We start from the raw sequence: 19,892 nt of genomic DNA on the forward strand, positions 1-19,892 counted from the left end.
GCCAGGACCGGTTCGCGGGGAGACTGGCGGGGTGTCTGACCTACGAGCGGTCGTGGACCGCGCACTGCTGCGCTGTGCGGCCAGTTGGTCGCCCGAGATGGAACGGCTCGTCGCCAAGTCCGGCGACGACCCCGCGCGCGGGCTGCCGACAGCGGCCCGACTGCTGCACCTCTCCTGGGACGGAGGCGAACGCGCGCCCGCCGTCGCGGCCGTGGCCGTGATGGAGTACGCGCTGGACGTCGGCCCCCGGGACCACGCGCTGCGCCCTTCCTGGGTGCTGCACCTGTGGCTCGCCGAGCGCACCCTCTCCCACCACCACGCCGACCACCAGCTCTCCGGAGACGTGCGGCACCACCTCGCGGCGCAGCTTCAGGGACGCCACCCTGACGACCCGGTCGCGGTCGCCGCCGCCTATCCCGACCGGCCGTTGCCGCGTCACGGCCAGGCCGTCGACCCGATCGAGCAGCACGTGACCCGGCTGGCCGCCGAGTTGCCGCCGGGCGACCTGGGCCGGTGCAGCCTGTTCGTCCGGCTCGCCCAGGCCGCCGCGTTCCGCCACGAGTCCGGGGACACCGGGGCGCTTCCCGCACTCTGGCGCTGGGCACGCGCCGCCCACGACGCCGTCACCCCCGACCACCTCGAAGCCGAACTGGTGGGGCGTACGGCGGTACACGCGGGGCTCACCTGGTTCCGTGCCCACGGACACGACCGCGACGCCGTCGACTTCGCCGTGGCCGCCGGCCGGACCGCGCTCGACGCCGTGGAGCGGGCGCACAGCCAGGGCATCCGGCACAACCCGCTCGACGTCGCCGCCGTACACCTGATGCTCGCCATGGCGCTGATGGCCTCGCTGGCCCGGACGCTGGACATCGCGACGGTCGACGAGGCGATGGACCACCTCGAGCAGTTCCGGGCCATGGGACCGCCCGACGACCGGGGCACGTACGCCGCGAACATGGCCTCCCTGCTGGCCGGCCGGGCCTTCATCTGCGGCTCGCGCGAGGACGTCGCCCGCGCGGACAAGCTCTGGGAGGGGCTCCAGCGGGACCTGCCGCCCGGTCACCCGATGCTGCCGCACATCGCGCAGAAGCGGGAGGCGTGCGCGCGGCTGCCCGGTCTGATGAAGTTACTGCCCTTCAACAGCGCCGCCCTGCTGAAGCGGCTGAGCCCGATGATGGGGCCGATGTTCCCCGTCCCCGACCTGCCGCCGATCACGGTGAGCGCGCCGATGAGCCCGCCCGGATACACGTCACCGGGGGCGGGCCCCGAGGAGATCGCCCAGTTCCTGCGCACCGGGGCGCGTCCGCCCGGCGGTCGAGGAGCAGCCTCCGGTGCCTTCGCGGGCACGCCGGAGGGCGGGCCGGGTGGCCTCGGGGGAGCGGAGGGCGGAGCGTTCGGCGCGTCGTCGCCGGGTGCGTCCGGAGCGCCGTCGTCCGGCGTTTTCGGTGGGCCGGAGCCGGGCGCTTTCGGCGCGCCCGAGCCGGGTGCTTCGGGCGGGCCGGAGTCGCGTGCTTTCGGTGGCCCGGGGCCCGGCGTCTTCGGCGCGTCGGAGTCGGGCGCCTTCGGTGGCTCAGAGCCGGGCGACGAGTTCCACTGGCCGCCGGGCCCGCCCGCCGGGGCGGGTCCTCCCGACCCGGCGCTTGCGTCCGACATGACGGGCCTGCCCGCCGAGGCCGAGGCGGTCTTCCACGGCCTGACCGGAGAGACCGACGCAGCCCTCGACCCGCGTCGGCTGGCCCTGGCCATCAGGCAACTCCGCGACCAGCTGGGCGATCCCGCTCTGGACGACGGACGGCGCGGCTGGGCGGGGACCGTGCTGGTGTCGCTCCTGGTCGCGCGGTACACCTTCAGCGAGGACACCGCCGTCCTGCTGGAGGCCGTCCACGAGGGCGACGGGATACTCGCGACGCTGCCGCCGACCAGCTCCCGCTACGTCGAGTTGCTCTGCGCCGTGGAGGACAAACGCAGCACGATCGGCGCCCTGAACCAGCACGGAGCCACCCTGGTCCGTGCCTGCGACGCCCTGGGCTGGGCCCTGGACCGGGTGCCCGAGGAGTCCCTGACCTGGGTCGGCATCGCCATCCCCTATGCCCAGGCCCTCATGCATGTCGCCATGGTGCGCCGGGACACCGGCCGGGTCCGGCTGGCCCGCCGGATCCTGGACACGGTCGAGGCCCGGCTCGACGCGCTGGTGAACGAGGGCGGACCGGCCGCGGAGCAGATGCGCCGGGTGCGCGTCGCGCTGAGCCAGATCAGCGACCTCGTCCGCATCGCCGACGCCGAACTCAAGGGCGATCATCTCGCCGTCGAGGAGCGGGACATCGAATGGCGGCCGGCGGAAGAGGTCCGGCTGCCGCCGGTCGTCCGGTTCGAGAACGCCAGGAACGCGCTGGGCCGCGCGATCGAGCTGCGCGACTGGGACCGCGCCACGGACGCCGCCGCCGTCGCCCTGGAGATGCTCCCGCTGCTCACCTCGCCGGCGCTGCACCGCGACGACCGCCAGGACGTGGCGCGCAGAACCCTGCTCGGCAGCCGCTACCCCGGCACGTCCTCGTCAGGTCCGGCCGCCGAGGTGCCGGACCGGCTCACCGGTACGAGCCTGGGCCGCACCGGGTGCGCGGTCGCCCTCGCCGCCGGACGGACCGAAGAGGCGGCGGTGCTGCTGGAGTTGGGCCGTGCCGTGCTCATGAGCCAGGACCTGGAGGCCCGCACCGACGTGTCGGACCTGGCCGCCGTCCACCCCGGCCTGGCCGCCACCTACACCGAGCTGTCGGACCGCATGCTCGACCACCAGAACACCGCGGACGGCCGGCAACCGGAGCGGGTCCGTGAGCAGCACGCGGTCGTCGGGCGGTGGCGCGAGCTGCTCGACGACATCAGGCGGCAACCCGGTTTCGAGACGTTCCTACGGCCGCCGGCCGTCGAGCGGATGCGCGCCGAGGCCGCCCAGGGGCCCATCGTGCTGATCAACGTCGACCGGCTGCGCTGCGACGCGCTCGTCGTCACCCGCGACACCGTCCTGTGCGTGCCGCTCGACATCACGGAAGGGCTGCTGGCCCACACCGCACGGGACTTCCTCGCCGCCGCGGCCGTGGACCGCGACAAGTCCCCCGAGCGGCAGGAGGAGGCACGGGAGACGGTGTTCCGCACCCTCGAACTGCTGTGGGACCGGATAGCCGAACCGGTGCTCGACGCCGCCGGACTCACCGAACCGATCCCGGACGGCACCCCGCGGGCCGAGGTGCCCCGGCTGTGGTGGTCGGCCTCCGGCCCGCTGGCCCACCTGCCGCTGCACGCCGCCGGGTACCACCGCGAGGAGGCGCTGACCGCACGGCGCTCGGTGCTGGACCGGGTGGCCTCCTCGTACACCCCGGGAATCCGGGCCCTGACCCACGCCCGGCAGGCACCTCAGGCCGGCAGGCTCACCGGGCCGAACCTGGTGATCGGTCAGCCGACCGGCGAGAACGGATCGCCCGGGGCCTCGGCGCGCGAGATCGCGGAGGTCACCCGCACCCTGACCGGGCTGGTCATCCTCGACGGGGACGCGGCCCGCGTGGACAGTGTGCTGGCCGCCCTGCCGTCCGCCGTCATCGTGCACTTCGCCTGCCACGGCATCAGCGACCCCGTCGACCCGTCGCGGAGCCGGATGGAACTGGCCGACGGTCCGCTGGAAGTGACCGGAGTCGCCCGGCAGCGGCTGCCCCGGGCGCAGCTCGCGGTGCTGCTCGCCTGCCACACCTCGCGCACCGACCGCCTGCCCGACGAGGCGATCCACCTGGCCTCCGCGTTCCAGACCGCGGGATATCCGCAGGTGGTCGGAGCGCTCTGGGAGGCCGCCGACCTGGTGTCGGTCCGGCTGGCCGGGCGCTTCTACCGGGCGCTGCGCGGGTACGGCGGTGGACTCGACGTCACCGACGCCGGACGGGCCCTGCACGCCGTGGTCCGCGGCCTTCGCGAGCGCTACCCCGCAAGCCCGGCCGTCTGGGCACCGTACGTGCACACCGGCCGCTGACAGGACCAACAGCACGAGCAGAGAAGAGGACCAGGGATGGGCGCATCGATCGGACGGGACTTGGCGTGGGACGTACGCCAGGCGCTGGACGCCATGCTCGACTGGCGTCTGCCGCCCGAGGCCTGGGTCGAGACCGGCCGGCTGCTGGACACACTCGGCGAGGCCCTCGAGGCCGGCGACGCGAAGACGGTGGACCGGCTGACCGCAGACCTGGAGACCAGCGGGCGGCGGGTCACGCGGATGGGGCCCCCGGCCCTCGACGGCAAGGTGCCCGCGCCGCCCGTGGTGCGCGAGCGGACGGTCGCCCTCCTGCACGCCGTCGACCGGCAGTCCGCCGCCGGGCGCGGCAACACCGGGTCCGCCGCGGGTGGCGGGCAGCCGCCCGCGCGGTGAACGCACCCGCGGGAGCCGGTCGTACGGTGAACACGTGGGCGGGACAGGGCAGTTCGGGCGGAGAGGTGCGGCGATGTTCCCGGAGCTCCTGAACGTCGGGATCGGCCTGGCCACCAGCCTCCTGGGCGCCGTCCTCGGCCGGCTCTGGGAGCGCGGGCGCCGCCGCCGGGGGCTGAACCGCAAGGCGGTCTTCTTCGGGGTGCGGCCGGGGGAGGACTGCCTGATCGTCCTCGGCAGCAAGCACGGTACGCCGGGCAGCGCACACCACCGCGACGCCCGCGCCGGCATCGAACTCGCCGTGCTGCTCGCCGAGTTCGGATGTCGGGTGGCGGTCGAGCCGGGAACTCTGCGTGGAGGGAACGGAGACCGCACGGAGTTCTGTATCGGCGGACCGGTCGGCGGCGCGAACCCCCGCACCGGCGGTCATCTGGCCGCCCATCTGCCGGGGGTGGCCATCCGGCCGTTCGGCTCCGGCGACGACGCGGTGGCCTTCGCGGTCGGCGGGCAGCAGTACGACTTCGACCGCGGGGTGCAGGAGTACGCCCTGGTGGCCCGGTTCACGCCGGTGGAGTCCACCCGGCCGGTGATCCTGGTCTGCGGGCAGAGTTCGGTGGCCAACCAGGCCGCCGTACAGTTCCTGCGCCGCGACTACGCGCAGGTGGCCGCGTCGGTCGCGTCGGTCCACCGGTTCTGCGTGCTGATCAGGGTCGGCCACATCGGCACGTACCTCTTCCACCGGGCGTCCCTCGAAGGGGATGTGTCGGCGGCGGCCTTCGGGCATGGATGACCCGGGCCGGACTCCGCGGCGCGGGTGAGTACGGGCGTGACCTCACGGGCCCGGGTGGCGCGGGCGCGGCCTCGCGGACACGGCTGAGCACGGCGCGAGTCGGGGACCCGCGGACATGGATGAGCACCCGGTCATGGACCGGGTGCTCACCCGACGGGCCGGCGAACGGCTCGGTGGCCTCCCCGTGTTCGCTCAGAGACCCGTGTATTTGGCGGAGGGGTCGATCTCCTCCAGGGCGGCGACGAACCGCCGGATCTTGTTCTTCGCCTTGAATCCCAGCGCGCCGAGATTGCGTGCGACGCCGAGTCTGATCTCGCGGCGGCCCCTTCTGTCCCACACGTACATGTGGACGGCGGACTTCTGGATCTCCGCCCCCCGGCCGCCGAGTACGGCGACCACCGCGAAGTCCGGTGGGTCCTGGTTGAGGTTGTCGAAAACGGAACCCCGGGGTTCGTCGAAAACCGTTCCGGCACCGGTGATGTTCTCGCTGAACCAGCTCACCCGCATGGCTCTCCGGAAAAGCGCGGCGGCGTCCTGCGTCGACGCCTCGGTGACTATTTCCACCGTCTGTTTCGCCATGTTGCTCGACTCCTGTTTCGAACGCGTCCGCCGGCTGCGGCGGTTGTACTCATAGACGGGAAGGGGGCAGCGGAATGAATGGTTCGAGTTCACCGGCGGCCCAGTGCACGGGCACCTGGAACGCCTCGCCGATCTGGGTGTAGAGGTCGTGCAGCGTGGCGGCCCCCAACCAGTCGAAGTGGCCCCGGGTGGGGTCGGTGTCGCTGGTCCGCGCCTCGACGACGGCTCGGTAGCCACCGTCCGGACCGCCCTTCACCAGGACGACGTTGGCATCGGCCTCGGCGGTGATACGGGCGACGGGACGGACTTCGCCGGGGGTGAGCGGGGTGATGCCGGCCTTGTCCGGCGCGGGCCGGGGGCGTCCGACGAGCCACGGTTCGTCCCGCAGCTCGCGCCAGAAACGCAGGTCGTCCGAGGAGAGCCGGCTGCTGGGCACCCCGTTGGACCGGAGGAACTCCAGCGCGGCCATCCGCACGCCGTCGTAGGAGGGGCTGCGGAAGTCGGAACCGGCCAGGCTCCAGATCGTCCGGGCCGCGCCGAACAGCGCGAAGCCACCGGCCGGTCCGACCGCCTCGGCCAGTTCGTCGGCGAATCCGCCCGGATCGGACCGGGCGAAGTCCACGAACGGGGCCTGGAGTTCGCTCCACACGTAGGAGGCGTCGATTCCGCTGTTCGACGGATCGAATTCGAAACGGCCGAACTTTTCCATCCTGGAGGCCATGTCGGCCGGCAAGCGGCTGGATTCCGAGAGCCTGCGGAAGAGCGACATCGATTCTCCTGGCGCGAAAAAACCGGAACGCGTTGGCGACCGTGCGTCGATCGTGGGCTCTTGTCTAGCAACGTGTGGAGAAGCGGGACAACGGATCTCCGGGAATCCGGACGATTCCCGGAAAACCCCCGCGCGGCCCACGACTCCCGTCCCACCGGCCCGCCTTGCCGATATTCGGACGTGATCGCCTTTCCCCGTGGGAGACTTGGGGCGACGGGCCGGGGCAGGGAACGGGGGGTCGTGTCATGGGGCGTCCCGTGAAGGACATCGAACTCGACGGCTCACCGGTCCGGTTGTTCGCCTTCTGGCTGCGCGACCTGCGCGGCACGGCGGACCTGACCCTCCAGCAACTGGCCCGTCGCACCGGATACGGCCGCACCACGGTGAGCGACGCGATGGGGGGCGTCACCTTCCCCTCCCGGCGGGTCACGCTCGCCGTCGTCGAGGCGTGCGAGGGCGACCTGAGGCGGTGGGCCGAGTTCTGGGGCCAGGTCCGGCGGGCCCTCGACGGCGGCACCGCGGCCGGGCTCGCCGACCTCACCCCGCCGCCCTGGGAGGGGCCGCCGACCCCGTCGGCCGGTGAGGGCGCCACGGTGTGCCCGCCGGGCTGCGCACGCACCGACCCGCACGGCTACTACACCGAGTCGGTCGACACCCGGCTGCGGCTGGACACCCCGGCCCCGGAGGCGGTCGAGCGCCGTGTCGTCGTCTCCACCTGCGACGGGCTGGCCCGCATCCCGCTCGCGTTCAGCGTGCCCCGGCACACCGACGACGGGCGCGCCGAGCACGGGCTGCACGTCTCCGTCGTCCAGGGCGGACGGCTGCGAAGCCCCGAGCACCCCTACGAGAGCTACTTCCGCCAGGAACTCGCCCTGCGCACCCCCGTCCCGGCCGGCGCCCGCCACACCTACGTCCTGCGGCTGCGCATACCGTCCGAGCAGCCCATGGCACCGCACTTCGTCCACATCCCGCTCACCCGCAGCGAGCGGTTCCGGCTGTACGTCCGCTTCGACCCGGCGCGCCCCCCACGGGCCGTCTGGCGGCTGGACGGCGTACCCACCGCCGTGATCTACCAGCGCGCGGCCGGCACCCCGCCGCTGACCGTGCCCCCGGACGCCACGGTGGCCGCCGACTTCACCGAGATGAAGGTCGGCTACGGCTATGGGCTGCGCTGGGAGGACGCCTGAGGGTCGTCGCCGTCGGCCGGTGCTCCGTCGGCGTCCGCGGGTGTTCCGTCGGGGGGACCTGACAGCGGCCCGGCGTCCGGTTCGGGGGGTTCGCCCCCGTCCGGGCCGAGCTTCGCGCGGACGGCGCGTGCGTCGGGATGGTGCAGCTCTTCGAACACCGCGAGGGCTTCCTCTCGGAGACCGCGGGCCTGCCGGTGCCGGCCGAGTGCCGCGTGGGCGTCCGCGAGGTGGTCCAGGGCGTGCGCCTCCCGGTAGCGGTCGCCCAGCGCGCGGTCGAGGGCGAGCGACGCCTCGTAGTGCCCGACCGCCCGCGCGTGCCGGCCAAGTCCCTGTTCGGCCCGCCCCACGCAGAGCAGGATTCCCGCCCGGCCGTCGAGATGCCCGAGCCCGGTGTAGAGCTCCAGCGCCCGCTGCCCGTGCTTCAACGCCACTGTGTGGTGGCCGAGTTCCTCCTGCTGCTGGGCCACCGACGTGAGACCGTCCGCCAGCGCCCACGGGTCCCCGGTCCGCTCAGCCATCGCGAGGCCGAGCCGGGCGTGCGGCAGCGCCCGCCGGTGGTCGCCGCGGGCGGCGTGCACCCGCACCAGCGACAGCCGCACCGCGCGCGTTCCCTCGCAGTCATCCAGCGCCCGGCAGGTGCGCAGGGCCGTACGGAGCAGTTCAAGGGCCTCTTCGGAGCGGTGCAGCCGGGACAGTGCGTCGGCGTGCCTGCGCGTGGCGGACGCCCAGGCCGGCCGGTTCCCCGCCCGCTCGGCCGCGGCGCGGGCCAGACCGTGCACGGCGGCGCGCTGGTGACGCCGGCCCGACCGGCGCAGGTGCACCGCCAGGGCCTCGGCCAGTCGCCAGGCGTAGTGCTCCAGACCCTCGGAAGCGGCGGCCTGTGCGATCACGGCCTGGAGGACCGCCAGTTCGCGTTCGAACCAGTCCGTGGCGTCCCGGTGGTCCTCCAGCTCGGTGAGCGTCGCGGGTGCCTGGGCGGCGGAACCGGGCCGCCACGGCTCCAGTCGCAGGTCGGCGTACCGGGCGGCCTCGACGTAGTGCCGCAGCAGCCGCTCGGTGGCCGCGCGCCGCTCGTCCTCGGGTCCGGCGTCCGCCCGTTCCTTCGCGTACAGCCGCAGCAGGTCGTGCAGGACGTACCGGCCGGGCGCGTGCTGCTGGACCAGGTGCGCCGAGGTGAGGGTGTCGAGCAGGGCACGCGGTACGGCCGGTGTGCCGAGCAGCGCGGCACAGGCGCCGCCGTCCAGATCGGGCCCCGGATGGCAGCCGAGCAGCCGGAACAGCCTGGCCGCGGGCGGGGGCAGCAGGGCGTACGACCGCTCGAAGACCGTCCGCAGGTCGACGTCGGCGTCCTGGAGCCCGAGGACGTCCAACCGGGCGTGTGCCTCGCGCAGTTCGGTGACCAGGTGGCCGAAGGCGTCCTCGGGACCGGCCGCGACCCGGGCCGCGGCGACGCTCAGTGCCAGGGGCAACCGGGCGCACAGGTCGACCAGTTCCGCTGTCGCACGTGGTTCGCGGGCCACCCGTTCGGTGCCTATCCGCCGGGCCAGGAGGGTGTGCGCGTCGTACCGGGTGAGCACGTCCAGCGTGATGCGGCGGGCGCCCTCCCGTACGACAAGACCGTCGAGCCGGGTCCGGCTGGTGACGACCGCCAGGGAGCCCGGACCGCTCGGCAGCAGGGGCCGTACCTGCTCGGCGGAGCGGGCGTTGTCCAGCACCAGCAGGACCCGCCGGTCGGCGAGTACGGTGCGCAGCAGGGCGGAGGCCGCGCTCCGGTGTGCCGGGACCGCCGCGGGGGCGACACCCAGGCCCTGGAGGAAGCCGTGCAGGGCCTCGCCGGGGTCCATCGGCTCCTCGGCTCCGAACCCCCTCAGGTTGACGTGGAGTTGACCGTCCGGGAAGCGGCCCCGGACACGGTGCGCCCAGTGCAGGGCCAGCGACGTCTTCCCGACCCCGGCGGTGCCCTCGACGGTGGTGATCACCATCGGCCCGGCGACGGGTGCCGAGCCCTTGCCCAGTAGGGCGTCGAGTTCAGCCAGTTCGACTTCGCGGCCTACGAACTCCGGCGTGTCCGTCGGAAGTTGATGCGGAACACGGCGGCGCGGGGGCGCCGTGGCGGAGGCGTGGGCGAAGGCCTCGGCGCCGGTCCCGGAGGCGGTCCCGGCGGAGGTCTCGGTGGAGGGGGAGCGCACCCGGCGGGCCGTCTCCGCGGTGTCCCGCAGGGTGCCGAGCCGGCCGGCCTCCCGCCCGGTGACGCCGAGTTCGGCCAGCAGTCCGTCGAGGACATCGGCGCCGGGGAGGGTCGTCCCGTTGAGGTAGGCGTACAGGCTGCTGGCCGAGACGTTGAGGCGGCGGGCGAGTTCGGCGCGGTCCAGGGCGCGGCCGCGCCGCTTCTCGGCGCCGAGCACGGCCCTGGTCAGCTCGGCCGCCAGCCGTCGCCGTAACTCCGAGGGGTGGTCACCGGTGGGCCGGGGTTCCTCGTTCGACACCGTTCCTCCATGCGCCGGTCGTCGTTCCGCGCCGCGGTTCTCAGACCTTTCCAGTGTGTTCCAGAGCAACGGTCGTCAGGGCCGGACCGCGTGTTCCGCTGAGGTGTCTCCGTCGGTGGGGGCCAGCCCCGCCGACCGACCCGCAGGAGGGCAGAAGCCGTGCAGACCCACTGAGTTCGGCCAACGGTCCTGTCGAGTGCGAGTGCGAGTGCGAGTGCGAGTGCGAGTGCGAGTGCGCGGTCGTGTTCGCGGTCGTGTTCGCCTTCGGCCACCGGTTCCGGTGAGGGGGCTCCCGGTCCCGGTGAAGGGCGGCTCAGGCCTCGTCGTCTCGTCCTGACGACGGGGCCGGCCGTGTGAGCCCCGCGGTGCCGTTCCCGCGTCTTCCACGGCTCACCCCCGCCGCTCCGACTCCCGCGCGCACGCCAGCACCCGCCGCGCCGCCACGCTCCAGGGCAGCCGGGACGCCATCCTCTTCTGCAACTCCTCGGCGCGCACGAAAGCCCCGCGCAGGTCGAACATGACCTTGGAGACGGCGTCGGCCCACCGCGTGACATCCTGGTCGACCCGCTGGCGGAACGCCTCGACGTCGACCACGACGCGCTCCGCCTCGTGCTCCGGCAGTACGCCGCGCAGCAGCCCACCGAGCCCGCTGCGCCCGCTGACCAGCACCGGCACACCCGCGACGATCGCTTCGAGGCCCACGAGCCCGAACGCCTCCGCCCGTGAGGGCATCAGCACGAGGGCGGCTCCCGCCACATCCCGCTGGATCTGGGCCGGGTCGGGGCTGTACGGCAGGACATGGAGGTCCACGGCGGACCGGTCCACCCACTGCGCGGCCTCGTCGTACAGGTCGGGCGACCGGCCGTCCCGCGCTCCCCGGATCACGAGCTGCCACCGCCCGGGCCGCGACCCCTCCGGCGCGGCCCGCCCCACCGCGCCGCAGGCGATGTCCAGCCCCTTGCCGATCGCTTCGCCGAGTCGCCCCATGACCAGGATCTGCGGCACCTCGTCCGGCGGCGGCGCACCCTGCGAGGTGGGCCCCACGTCGAACCCGGGGTCGAGCCGCAGCGGCGGCGCCAGGTCCTCGAAGCCGGGGACGCGCCGCCGTCTGTTGAGCGCCGACTCCAGGCGTGGCCCGACGGCCACCGTGCGCCACGCGCCGCGGCAGAGGTCGAATTCGAGCTCGGTGCGCTCCTCGGCGCGGGCTCCGATGTCCCCCTCGGGGTGCGTACGGTGCCATTCCGCCTGGTCCGGCTCGACGTGCAGGAACTGGAGCCGCCGTGCGCCCGGGAAGTGGTCCTGCGCCAGGGCGCGGGCCGCCGGGCCGGTGACGCGGCCGTGCCCGACGACGAGTTCCGGCACCCACCCCTCGGGCAGTCGCGGACGCCGCATCAGTGACTCGCGCCCGGTGTGCCCCAGCTGTCCGCTGTCGAGCAGCCGGATGCCGTGGCGGCGCGCGTCCGCCCGCTCCTGCTCGCTGGACGCCACCACCAGCACCGCGACGTCGGCCCCCGCCTCGGCGAGCGCCGTGCACAACCGCCGGTTGAGCGTGCTCAGACCGCCGTGAGCGGGAAACCACTCGTCCGCGACGGCAAGCACGCGCACCGGATCGTCCCCCGCCCCGGCCGACGAAGCCGCCCCGGCCGCCGTAGCCGCCGTAGCTGTCCGCCGCCTCTCCGACGCATCGGTGTTCTCCGGCTCCGGCTGTCGCTTGCCCAGTTCGGCGTGGGTCACGTCGTCCTCCAGCACGTGGGTGAACCAGGCGACGAGCCTGCGGTCGTCGGCGAGTACGGCTGAACGGGCCGGTCCGTCGTCACTCTGGGCGCCGCAACCCTCCAGCGCCTGACAGGCGTTGTGCCACGCGCCCTCCACGTAGTGCTGCATGGCCCGCAGTTGCTCGACCGGATCCACCAGCTCCCGGTATCCCGAACCGGTCGCGAACGGCACCCGGATCCGGGCGCGCGGGGGCGGCCCCTCGGTCAGCGCCCAGCCGCCGCGAAGCCCACTGTGCACGGCGAGTTGGTAGCGGATGCTGGTCATGTGCATCAGGTAGCGGACGAACAGCGGCATCTCCGCCCCGTCGCCCTCGGACCAGGCCCAGGTGCCGAGCCGGTGGTCCTGCCCGGCCGGGACGACCAGCCGCAGCCGGCGCACCGGATCCGTGTCGTCCGTCCGGACCGTCGACGACAACTCCGCGGCATCCGTGTCGGGGCCGGTCCTCTTCCCCAACAGCAGGGTCACCGAGCCGAGTTGGGACGGACCCGGCGGGCCCACGATCTCCGCCACCCGCCGCTCCAGGTCCGGCCAGGTCCGGTCCGGGGCCGCGCCGAGCAACAGGGACAGGTTCAGCACTTCCTGGTTGCGACGCAGGACCGCCTGGTCGAGCCCGCCCCGGGACTGCACGGCCGCCAACGGAACCGACCCGTGCAGCGACGCGGCGGGCAGGACGTCCGGCAGGGCGACGGGGACTCCCGCGAACACCGGTTCGTCGGCTCCCTGGAGTGCGCGGAACCGGTCCCACATCCCGGCGAGCGAGGTCAGGCCGGCGTCGGCGGGCACCCCGTCGAGAGGGGCGAACACATGAGTGGCGATTTCCTGTTCCGCCACGACGGATTCGGGCACGTCGCGATTCACTCCCGTGTCGGGCGAATCTCTCGCTTCAGTAACGCCACGCATTCTAGGGGCACTTCGGCCGAAAGGGGCATCTCTCCAGGGAGTGTCGCCGCGGCCCGCCCGCTCCTCGGGGAGGTCCCGGGCCGGTTCAGGAGCCTTCGCTGCCGAGCGTCCTGAGAATGCGTTCGGCGGCGAGCGTCGCCGTCAACTCGCCGTTCCTGACCTGTCGTTCGAGGTCGGGCGTGATGGCTCGTACGGCCGGGTCGGCGTGCAGGCGGCCGAGGAGTTCGTCGCGGACCATCGCCCAGGTCCAGTCGACCTGCTGGTCACGACGCTTGGCGGCCAGACGTCCGGTCGACTCGAGGAGGGTGCGGTGCTGTTCGAGGCGGTCCCAGACGGTGTCGAGGCCGGCCGACTCGCGGGCGCTGCAACTCAGCACCGGCGGCGTCCAGGCCGCGTCGCCGCCGTGCATGAGCCGCAGCGCGCCCGCCAACTCCCGTGCCGCACCCTGCGCGTCGCGTTGGTGCGGCCCGTCCGCCTTGTTGACGGCGATCACGTCGGCCAGTTCCAGGACGCCCTTCTTGATGCCCTGAAGCTGGTCGCCGGTGCGGGCGAGGGTCAGCAGGAGGAAGGAGTCGACCATGTTGGCGACCGCCGTCTCGGACTGGCCGACGCCGACAGTCTCCACCAGCACCACGTCGTAGCCCGCGGCCTCCATCACCACGATCGACTCGCGGGTCGCCTTGGCGACCCCGCCGAGCGTGCCCGCGGTGGGGGAGGGGCGGATGAAGGCGGCCGGGTCCACGGCCAGTCGCTCCATACGGGTCTTGTCGCCGAGGATCGAGCCGCCGGTCCGGCTGGACGACGGGTCCACGGCCAGCACCGCCACCCGATGACCCAGCGCGGTCAGCATGGTGCCGAAGGCGTCGATGAACGTCGACTTGCCCACGCCCGGCACCCCGCTCACCCCGATCCGCCGTGCCCGGCCGCTGTGCGGGAGCAGCTCGGTCAGCAACTCCTGCGCGAGCGAACGGTGTTGGGGCCGGGTGGACTCCACGAGAGTGATGGCGCGGGCGACCAGCGCGCGCTTCCCGTCGAGTACGCCCTTGACGTAGGTGTCGAGCGCGATCACAGGTCGTGCCCGAGACCGGCCGAGAGCCGCTGGACGAGGTCGTGGGCCGCGTCCGGGATCACCGTCCCGGGCGGGAAGACGGCCGCCGCTCCCATCTCCAGCAGCGTGGGCACGTCCTGCGGAGGGATCACCCCGCCGACGACGATCATGATGTCCTCGCGGCCCTCCGCCGCCAGTTCCTCCCGCAGCGCCGGTACGAGGGTGAGATGGCCGGCGGCCAGGGAGGACACGCCGACGATGTGCACGTCCGCCTCGACGGCCTGCCGGGCCACCTCGCCCGGGGTCTGGAACAGCGGGCCGACGTCCACGTCGAAGCCGAGGTCCGCGAAGGCGGTGGCGATCACCTTCTGGCCGCGGTCGTGACCGTCCTGGCCCATCTTGGCGACCAGGATGCGCGGGCGGCGGCCCTCCGCCTCCTCGAAGGCGTCGACCAGCGTGCGCGTGCGTTCGACGGACGGCGACTGCCCGGCTTCGTTGCGGTACACACCGGAGATCGTACGGATCTGGCTCGCGTGCCGCCCGTACACCTTCTCCAGGGCGTCGGAGATCTCGCCGACGGTGGCCTTCGCACGGGCCGCGTCCACGGCCAGCTCCAGCAGGTTGCCCGTACCGCCCGCCGCCCGGGTCAGGGCGTCCAGCGAGTCCTGGCACGCCCGCTCGTCGCGCTCGGCGCGCAGCCGCCGCAGCTTCTCGATCTGCTGGGTGCGTACGGAGGAATTGTCGACCTTGTGGACGTCGATCTTCTCGTCGGTCTCGACGCGGTACTTGTTCACGCCGATCACCGGCTGGCGCCCGGAGTCGATCCGGGCCTGGGTGCGGGCCGCCGCCTCCTCCACGCGCAGCTTCGGGATCCCGGCGTCGATGGCCTGCGCCATGCCGCCCGCCGCCTCGACCTCCTCGATGTGCTGCCAGGCCCGGCGGGCGAGGTCGTACGTCAGCTTCTCGACGTACGCGCTGCCGCCCCACGGGTCGATCACCCGGGTCGTGCCCGACTCCTGCTGGATCAGCAGCTGGGTGTTGCGGGCGATGCGCGCGGAGAAGTCGGTGGGCAGCGCGAGCGCCTCGTCCAGGGCGTTGGTGTGCAGCGACTGGGTGTGGCCCTGGGTGGCCGCCATCGCCTCCACGCACGTACGCGTGACGTTGTTGAACACGTCCTGCGCGGTGAGCGACCAGCCGGAGGTCTGCGAATGGGTGCGCAGTGAAAGGGACTTGGCGTTCTGCGGGTCGAACTGTCTGACCAGCTTGGCCCACAGCAGGCGCGCCGCCCGCATCTTGGCGATCTCCATGAAGAAGTTCATGCCGATCGCCCAGAAGAAGGAGAGCCGCGGCGCGAACGCGTCGACGTCCAGGCCCACCTCCCGGCCCGCGCGGATGTACTCCACACCGTCCGCGAGCGTGTACGCCAGCTCCAGGTCGGCCGTCGCGCCCGCTTCCTGGATGTGATAGCCGGAGATGGAGATGGAGTTGTAGCGCGGCATCCGCTGCGAAGTGAAGGCGAAGATGTCGGAGATGATCCGCATCGAGGGCTTCGGCGGATAGATGTAGGTGTTGCGGACCATGAACTCCTTGAGGATGTCGTTCTGGATGGTCCCGGCCAACTTCTCGGGCGGCACGCCCTGTTCCTCGGCGGCCACGATGTAGAGCGCGAGGACGGGCAGCACCGCGCCGTTCATCGTCATCGACACCGTCATCTTGTCCAGCGGGATGCCGTCGAAGAGCTGCCGCATGTCGTAGATGGAGTCGATGGCCACGCCCGCCATGCCGACGTCACCGGTCACGCGCGGATGGTCGCTGTCGTAGCCGCGGTGGGTGGGCAGGTCGAAGGCGACCGACAGACCCTTCTGGCCCGCCGCCAGGTTGCGCCGGTAGAAGGCGTTGGACTCCTCGGCCGTCGAGAAGCCCGCGTACTGGCGGATCGTCCAGGGCTGGTTGACGTACATCGTCGGGTACGGGCCGCGCAGATACGGGGCCACGGCCGGGTAGGTGTCGAGGAAGTCCAGGCCCTCGAGATCCCGCCCGGTGTAGAGCGGCTTGACCGCGATGCCCTCCGGGGTCTCCCAGAACGTCTCGTCCCCGCCGAGCGCCTTGCGCCACTCGTCCGGGCCGCCGTCGGCGGTGGGTGTCCCCAGCTCGATTCCGGAGAAGTCGGGGATTCCCATCAGGACACTCCCATGCGGTCGAGGGTGGCGGAGAGCACGGCGACGGCGTCGCAGCCCGTGAAGACGTACGCGTCGACGTCGGTGTACTGCCCGGGGCGGCCGGCGAGGAACACCTGCCGGGCGCCCGCGGCCCTGAGGGTCCGGGCCGTGCTTTCGGCCCGCTCCTCGTAGAGCGCGTCGCTGGAGCACAGACAGACCTCGGTGGCGCCGCTGTCCTCGAAGGCGCCCTCCGTGACGGGTTCGATGCCGCCGGCCTGGAAGAGGTTGGCGGCGAACGTCGTCCGGGCGGTGTGTGCGGCGGCGGGACCGATCGCCACCAGGTAGATACGCGGCCGGGTTCCGGTGGCGGCGAGGTGCGCGTCGGAGCGGGCGCGCAGCGCCTCGTACGCCTCGTCGCGCCGAACTCGCGGGAGCCCGCCGGGCGGTGGCTCCGGCGCGGGCTCGCGCCGCACGGGACGCTCCGCCAGATGCGGGAACTCGCTGACGCCGGTGATGGGTTCGCGCCGCTTGGCCAGCTTCGCGCTGCGCGCCTGCCAGGTGCTCGCGAGCTCCTGCCCCAGGCTGCCCGAGCGCAGCGCGGCCGCCTGGCCGCCCATGCCCTCGATCCGCTGGAAGAACTCCCAGCCCGCGTGGGCGAGTTCGTCGGTGAGCCGCTCCACGTACCAGGAGCCGCCCGCCGGATCGATCACCCGCGCCAGATGCGACTCCTCGACCAGCACGGTCGAGGTGTTGCGGGCGATGCGGCGTGCGAACGCGTCGGGGAGGCCCAGCGCGTGATCGAAGGGCAGCACGGTGACCGCGTCGGCGCCGCCGACCCCGGCGGCCAGCGTGGCGATGGTCGTGCGCAGCATGTTCACCCACGGGTCGCGGCGCGACATCATCACCGGCGAGGTGACCGCGTGCTGCACCTGCGCCCCCGTTCCCGGCGTGCCGCAGGCCTCGGCGACCCGTGCCCACAGCCGGCGGGCCGCGCGGAGTTTGGCGATCGTCAGGAACTGGTCGGCGGTGGCCGCGTACCGGAACGCCAGCTGGGCACAGGCCCGTTCGACGGGCAGTCCGGCCGCGGTCAGCTCCCGCAGGTAGGCGACACCCGTCGCCAGGGAGGCGCCCAGCTCCTGCGCGGCCGAACCGCCGGCCTCGTGGTACGGCAGCGCGTCCACGGTCAGCGCCCGCAGTCCCGGGTACTCCTCGGCACACAGCCGCGCGAGACCGGCGGCGGGAGCGAAGTCCAACGCCTCACCCGTACGCGCCTCGTGGCCCAGCGGGTCCGCGCCGAGAGAGCCGCGCGCCGCGTCCTTCGCGACGCCTCGCTCCTCGTACAGCCGCAGCAACTCCCGTGCGGCGGAGTCGACTTCACGTCCCGCGTCGAGGACGACGGGCGCGAGGTCGAGGTAGACGCCGTCGAGGACCCGGCCGAGGGACGACACGGGGATCCCGCGCTCGCCGACGAGGAGCCAGAGCGAGGTGACGCCGTTCTCCAGATCGGTGAGCACCGCGCCGCCGTCGGCCGTGGAGTGCTGTTGCCGTACGTCCCAGCCGCCGGCGGTGCTGCCCTGGGGCCGGGAGCCCCGTACGAAGGGCGCGAAACCGGGAAAGCCCGGGTCAGGAGCCTCGTCGCGGGCCGTGTAGAGGGGCCGGGTGGTGAGACCGTCCTCCAGCGGGGTGGAGAGCGCGGCTTCGGCTGCCGCGCCCGAGACGTCCTTGCCCGACTTGCGCAGCACGCCTTCCACGAGACGCTGCCACTGCTCATGGGAGGCAGGGGGGAACTCCGCCGCGAGAGATAGCCCGTCGTTGGGCAGGACTGTCATGCTCGGATGCTAGGTCAGATCTCGGGAGCCGCAGCAGAGGCGGAGCCTGTGACCTTGCCCTCGCGAGGTCTGTGACCTCGGCCTCACCGATCATGACCGGTGGAACGCCGACCGTCCGTGGCGGCGTGGGAGCCCGGTCGCCGCAGGTCGATCCGTCGAGGCGTCGTTGCCTGCGAGCATGTTCGACGCTACGGTCCTGGCCGATCACCGGCGGACGCCGGCCCGGGCCACTCATGGGGAAGAGGACGAGAAACCACGTGCTTGGGCAGAACACGCGTGTCATAGGCAATCCGGTCATACGCAACCCCGCCCTGGCCGGCTCCCACCCCGATCCGTCCATCCTGCGGGTGGGTTCCGACTTCTATCTGGCCACCTCGACGTTCGAGTGGTGCCCAGGCGTACGGCTGCACCACTCCCGCGACCTGGTGCACTGGCGTCCACTCGGCGGAGCGCTGGACAGCACGCGGCTGCTCGACCTGACCGGATGCCCGGACTCCGGCGGGGTGTGGGCACCCAACCTGAGCTACGTGGACGGCCTGTTCCACCTCGTCTACAGCAACGTGTCGACCTACGCGGGCGGCTTCACCGACAGCCCGAACCACCTGACCACCGCGGAGTCGATTCACGGCCCCTGGTCCGATCCGGTGCCGCTGCACGCCCGCGGCTTCGACGCGTCCCTCTTCCACGACAGACTCACGAGCTGGCTGGTGAACCTGGTCCACGACTGGCGCCCGGGCCACGGCGGATCCGCGGGCCTGGAAGCCACCCGGTACGACCGCGCCGCGCGCCGCCTGACCGGTGAACCGATCCCGATCCGGCTGCCGCCGGGGGCCGGCTGGATCGAGGGGCCGAATCTCTACCGGCGTGGCGCCTGGTACTACCTGCTGACCGCGGACGGCGGCACGGGGTACGACCACCAGGTCACCGTCGCCCGTTCGGCCACCCTGAGCGGGCCCTACCAGCGCGACCCGGACGGCCCACTGATCACCGCGCGCGACCACCCGGAGCTGCCGCTCCAGAAGGCCGGGCACGGCAGCCTGGTGGACACCGGCAACGGCCGGTCCTACCTCGCCTACCTCGTGGCCAGGCCCCACGGCCGGCACGGACCGTGCGTCCTGGGCCGCGAGACCGCGCTGGCGCCCATCACCTGGACCCCCGACGGCTGGCCGCGCACCCCGACCGGCCTGCCCGCTCTCGAGGTACCCGCCCCCGACCTCCCCACGGCCGCGGAAGCCGCGAACCCGGACGGCACCGACGCCGACGACTCCGGCGGGTCCGACGGCTCCGGCAACCTCGGCGACTCGGACGGCTCCCGCGGCTCCGGCGACTTCGACGGGTTCGACCAGCCGGCCCTGGGCCCCCACTGGTCCACCCTGCGCCGCCCGCCGGCACCCGAGTGGCTCTCCCTCACCGAACGCCCGTCCCACCTACGCCTGCGCGGCGGCCGCTCGCCGCAGAGCCTGACCGGCCCCAGCCTGGTGGCCCGCCGGGTGACCTCTCCGCGCTGTTCCTTCGAGGCCCAAGTGGAGTACCGCCCAAGGCACTTCCAGCACCTGGCCGGGATCACCGCGTACTACAACACCCGCAACTGGTACTTCCTCAGCATCACCGCCGACGACCAGGGCCGCTCGGTCCTGTCCGTGGCGAGCTGCGACCGGGGCACGACGGCCGTCGACGAATCCGGCCGGCACCCCCTCGGCGACCTCGCCCGGCTCCGCCTCGGACTCGACATCGACGGACCCGTTCTGCGTTTCCGCTACGACACCGGCTCCGGCTGGTGTCCCATCGGCCCGCCTCTCGACGCCACCGTGCTGTCCGACGAACACGCCGTGGACATGGAGGGCGGCCGGATCCGGGCCATGGGATTCACCGGCGCGTTCGTCGGCCTCTGGTCCTGGGACCTGTCCGGAGCGGGGCGACCGGCCGACTTCGACGAGGCGGCGTATCGCGTGACGCCCTGACGGCGG

At 73.1% G+C, this 19,892-nt stretch carries 12 protein-coding genes; 5 read left to right on the forward strand and 7 right to left on the reverse strand.

Translation table 11 applies throughout. The annotated features are described in order from the left end of the window. Positions 1-31: 31 nt before the first annotated feature. The 3 genes from ACIBLC_RS00860 to ACIBLC_RS00870 all read left to right on the forward strand — a co-directional run bounded on the left by ACIBLC_RS00860 (position 32) and on the right by ACIBLC_RS00870 (position 5,192). Entirely contained in the window at positions 32-4,012 is a 3,981-nt protein-coding gene (locus tag ACIBLC_RS00860) for a CHAT domain-containing protein (RefSeq protein ID WP_399208428.1), read from the forward strand. Positions 4,013-4,048: 36 nt separating this feature from the next. Further along, positions 4,049-4,405, forward strand: a complete 357-nt coding sequence (locus ACIBLC_RS00865) for a CATRA system-associated protein (protein WP_399208429.1) — start codon at positions 4,049-4,051, stop codon at positions 4,403-4,405. Positions 4,406-4,478: 73 nt separating this feature from the next. Further along, on the forward strand, positions 4,479-5,192 hold the full coding sequence (locus ACIBLC_RS00870; protein ID WP_399208430.1) for a hypothetical protein: 714 nt from the start codon (positions 4,479-4,481) through the stop codon (positions 5,190-5,192). Positions 5,193-5,384: 192 nt separating this feature from the next. Here ACIBLC_RS00870 and ACIBLC_RS00875 read toward each other — a convergent pair whose 3' ends face one another. Together ACIBLC_RS00875 and ACIBLC_RS00880 are read right to left on the reverse strand one after the other, a co-directional pair. Next, positions 5,385-5,771, reverse strand: coding sequence for a hypothetical protein (locus ACIBLC_RS00875; protein WP_399208431.1), 387 nt, complete (start codon positions 5,769-5,771; stop codon positions 5,385-5,387). A gap of 49 nt (positions 5,772-5,820) precedes the next feature. After that, positions 5,821-6,540, reverse strand: coding sequence for a hypothetical protein (locus ACIBLC_RS00880; RefSeq protein WP_399208432.1), 720 nt, complete (start codon positions 6,538-6,540; stop codon positions 5,821-5,823). A gap of 245 nt (positions 6,541-6,785) precedes the next feature. Between ACIBLC_RS00880 and ACIBLC_RS00885 the strand changes: the two genes are divergently transcribed. Continuing rightward, the gene (locus ACIBLC_RS00885; RefSeq protein WP_399208433.1) at positions 6,786-7,727 is read left to right on the forward strand and encodes a helix-turn-helix domain-containing protein; all 942 of its coding nucleotides are present in this window, start codon (positions 6,786-6,788) and stop codon (positions 7,725-7,727) included. On the opposite strand, the gene ACIBLC_RS00890 is transcribed toward ACIBLC_RS00885, so the two are convergent. The 5 genes from ACIBLC_RS00890 to ACIBLC_RS00910 all read right to left on the reverse strand — a co-directional run bounded on the left by ACIBLC_RS00890 (position 7,700) and on the right by ACIBLC_RS00910 (position 17,925). Continuing rightward, the gene (locus tag ACIBLC_RS00890; protein ID WP_399208434.1) at positions 7,700-10,213 is read right to left on the reverse strand and encodes an ATP-binding protein; all 2,514 of its coding nucleotides are present in this window, start codon (positions 10,211-10,213) and stop codon (positions 7,700-7,702) included. The two genes, ACIBLC_RS00885 and ACIBLC_RS00890, sit on opposite strands and share 28 nt — an antisense overlap. Before the next feature lie 390 nt (positions 10,214-10,603). Next, positions 10,604-12,835 carry a CATRA conflict system CASPASE/TPR repeat-associated protein gene (locus tag ACIBLC_RS00895; protein WP_399208436.1) on the reverse strand — a complete coding sequence of 744 codons (2,232 nt, stop codon included), beginning with the start codon at positions 12,833-12,835 and terminating at the stop codon, positions 10,604-10,606. Between the two features lie 139 nt (positions 12,836-12,974). Next, a complete protein-coding gene (gene meaB, locus ACIBLC_RS00900; RefSeq protein WP_399208437.1) occupies positions 12,975-13,958 on the reverse strand; it encodes a methylmalonyl Co-A mutase-associated GTPase MeaB in 984 nt (327 codons plus the stop codon). Beyond that, positions 13,955-16,117: a methylmalonyl-CoA mutase gene (gene scpA / locus ACIBLC_RS00905; RefSeq protein WP_399208438.1), complete on the reverse strand. Its 2,163-nt coding sequence runs from the start codon at positions 16,115-16,117 to the stop codon at positions 13,955-13,957. The genes meaB and scpA overlap by 4 nt, the downstream gene beginning before the upstream one ends. Continuing rightward, a complete protein-coding gene (locus ACIBLC_RS00910) occupies positions 16,117-17,925 on the reverse strand; it encodes a methylmalonyl-CoA mutase family protein (RefSeq protein WP_399208439.1) in 1,809 nt (602 codons plus the stop codon). The genes scpA and ACIBLC_RS00910 overlap by 1 nt, the downstream gene beginning before the upstream one ends. Before the next feature lie 257 nt (positions 17,926-18,182). On the opposite strand from ACIBLC_RS00910, the gene ACIBLC_RS00915 reads away from it, so the two are divergent. Further along, positions 18,183-19,886 carry a family 43 glycosylhydrolase gene (locus ACIBLC_RS00915; RefSeq protein ID WP_399208440.1) on the forward strand — a complete coding sequence of 568 codons (1,704 nt, stop codon included), beginning with the start codon at positions 18,183-18,185 and terminating at the stop codon, positions 19,884-19,886. Positions 19,887-19,892: the final 6 nt, after the last annotated feature.

Source organism: Streptomyces sp. NPDC050535 (genome assembly GCF_044457665.1).
In the GTDB taxonomy this organism is placed as follows: domain Bacteria; phylum Actinomycetota; class Actinomycetes; order Streptomycetales; family Streptomycetaceae; genus Streptomyces.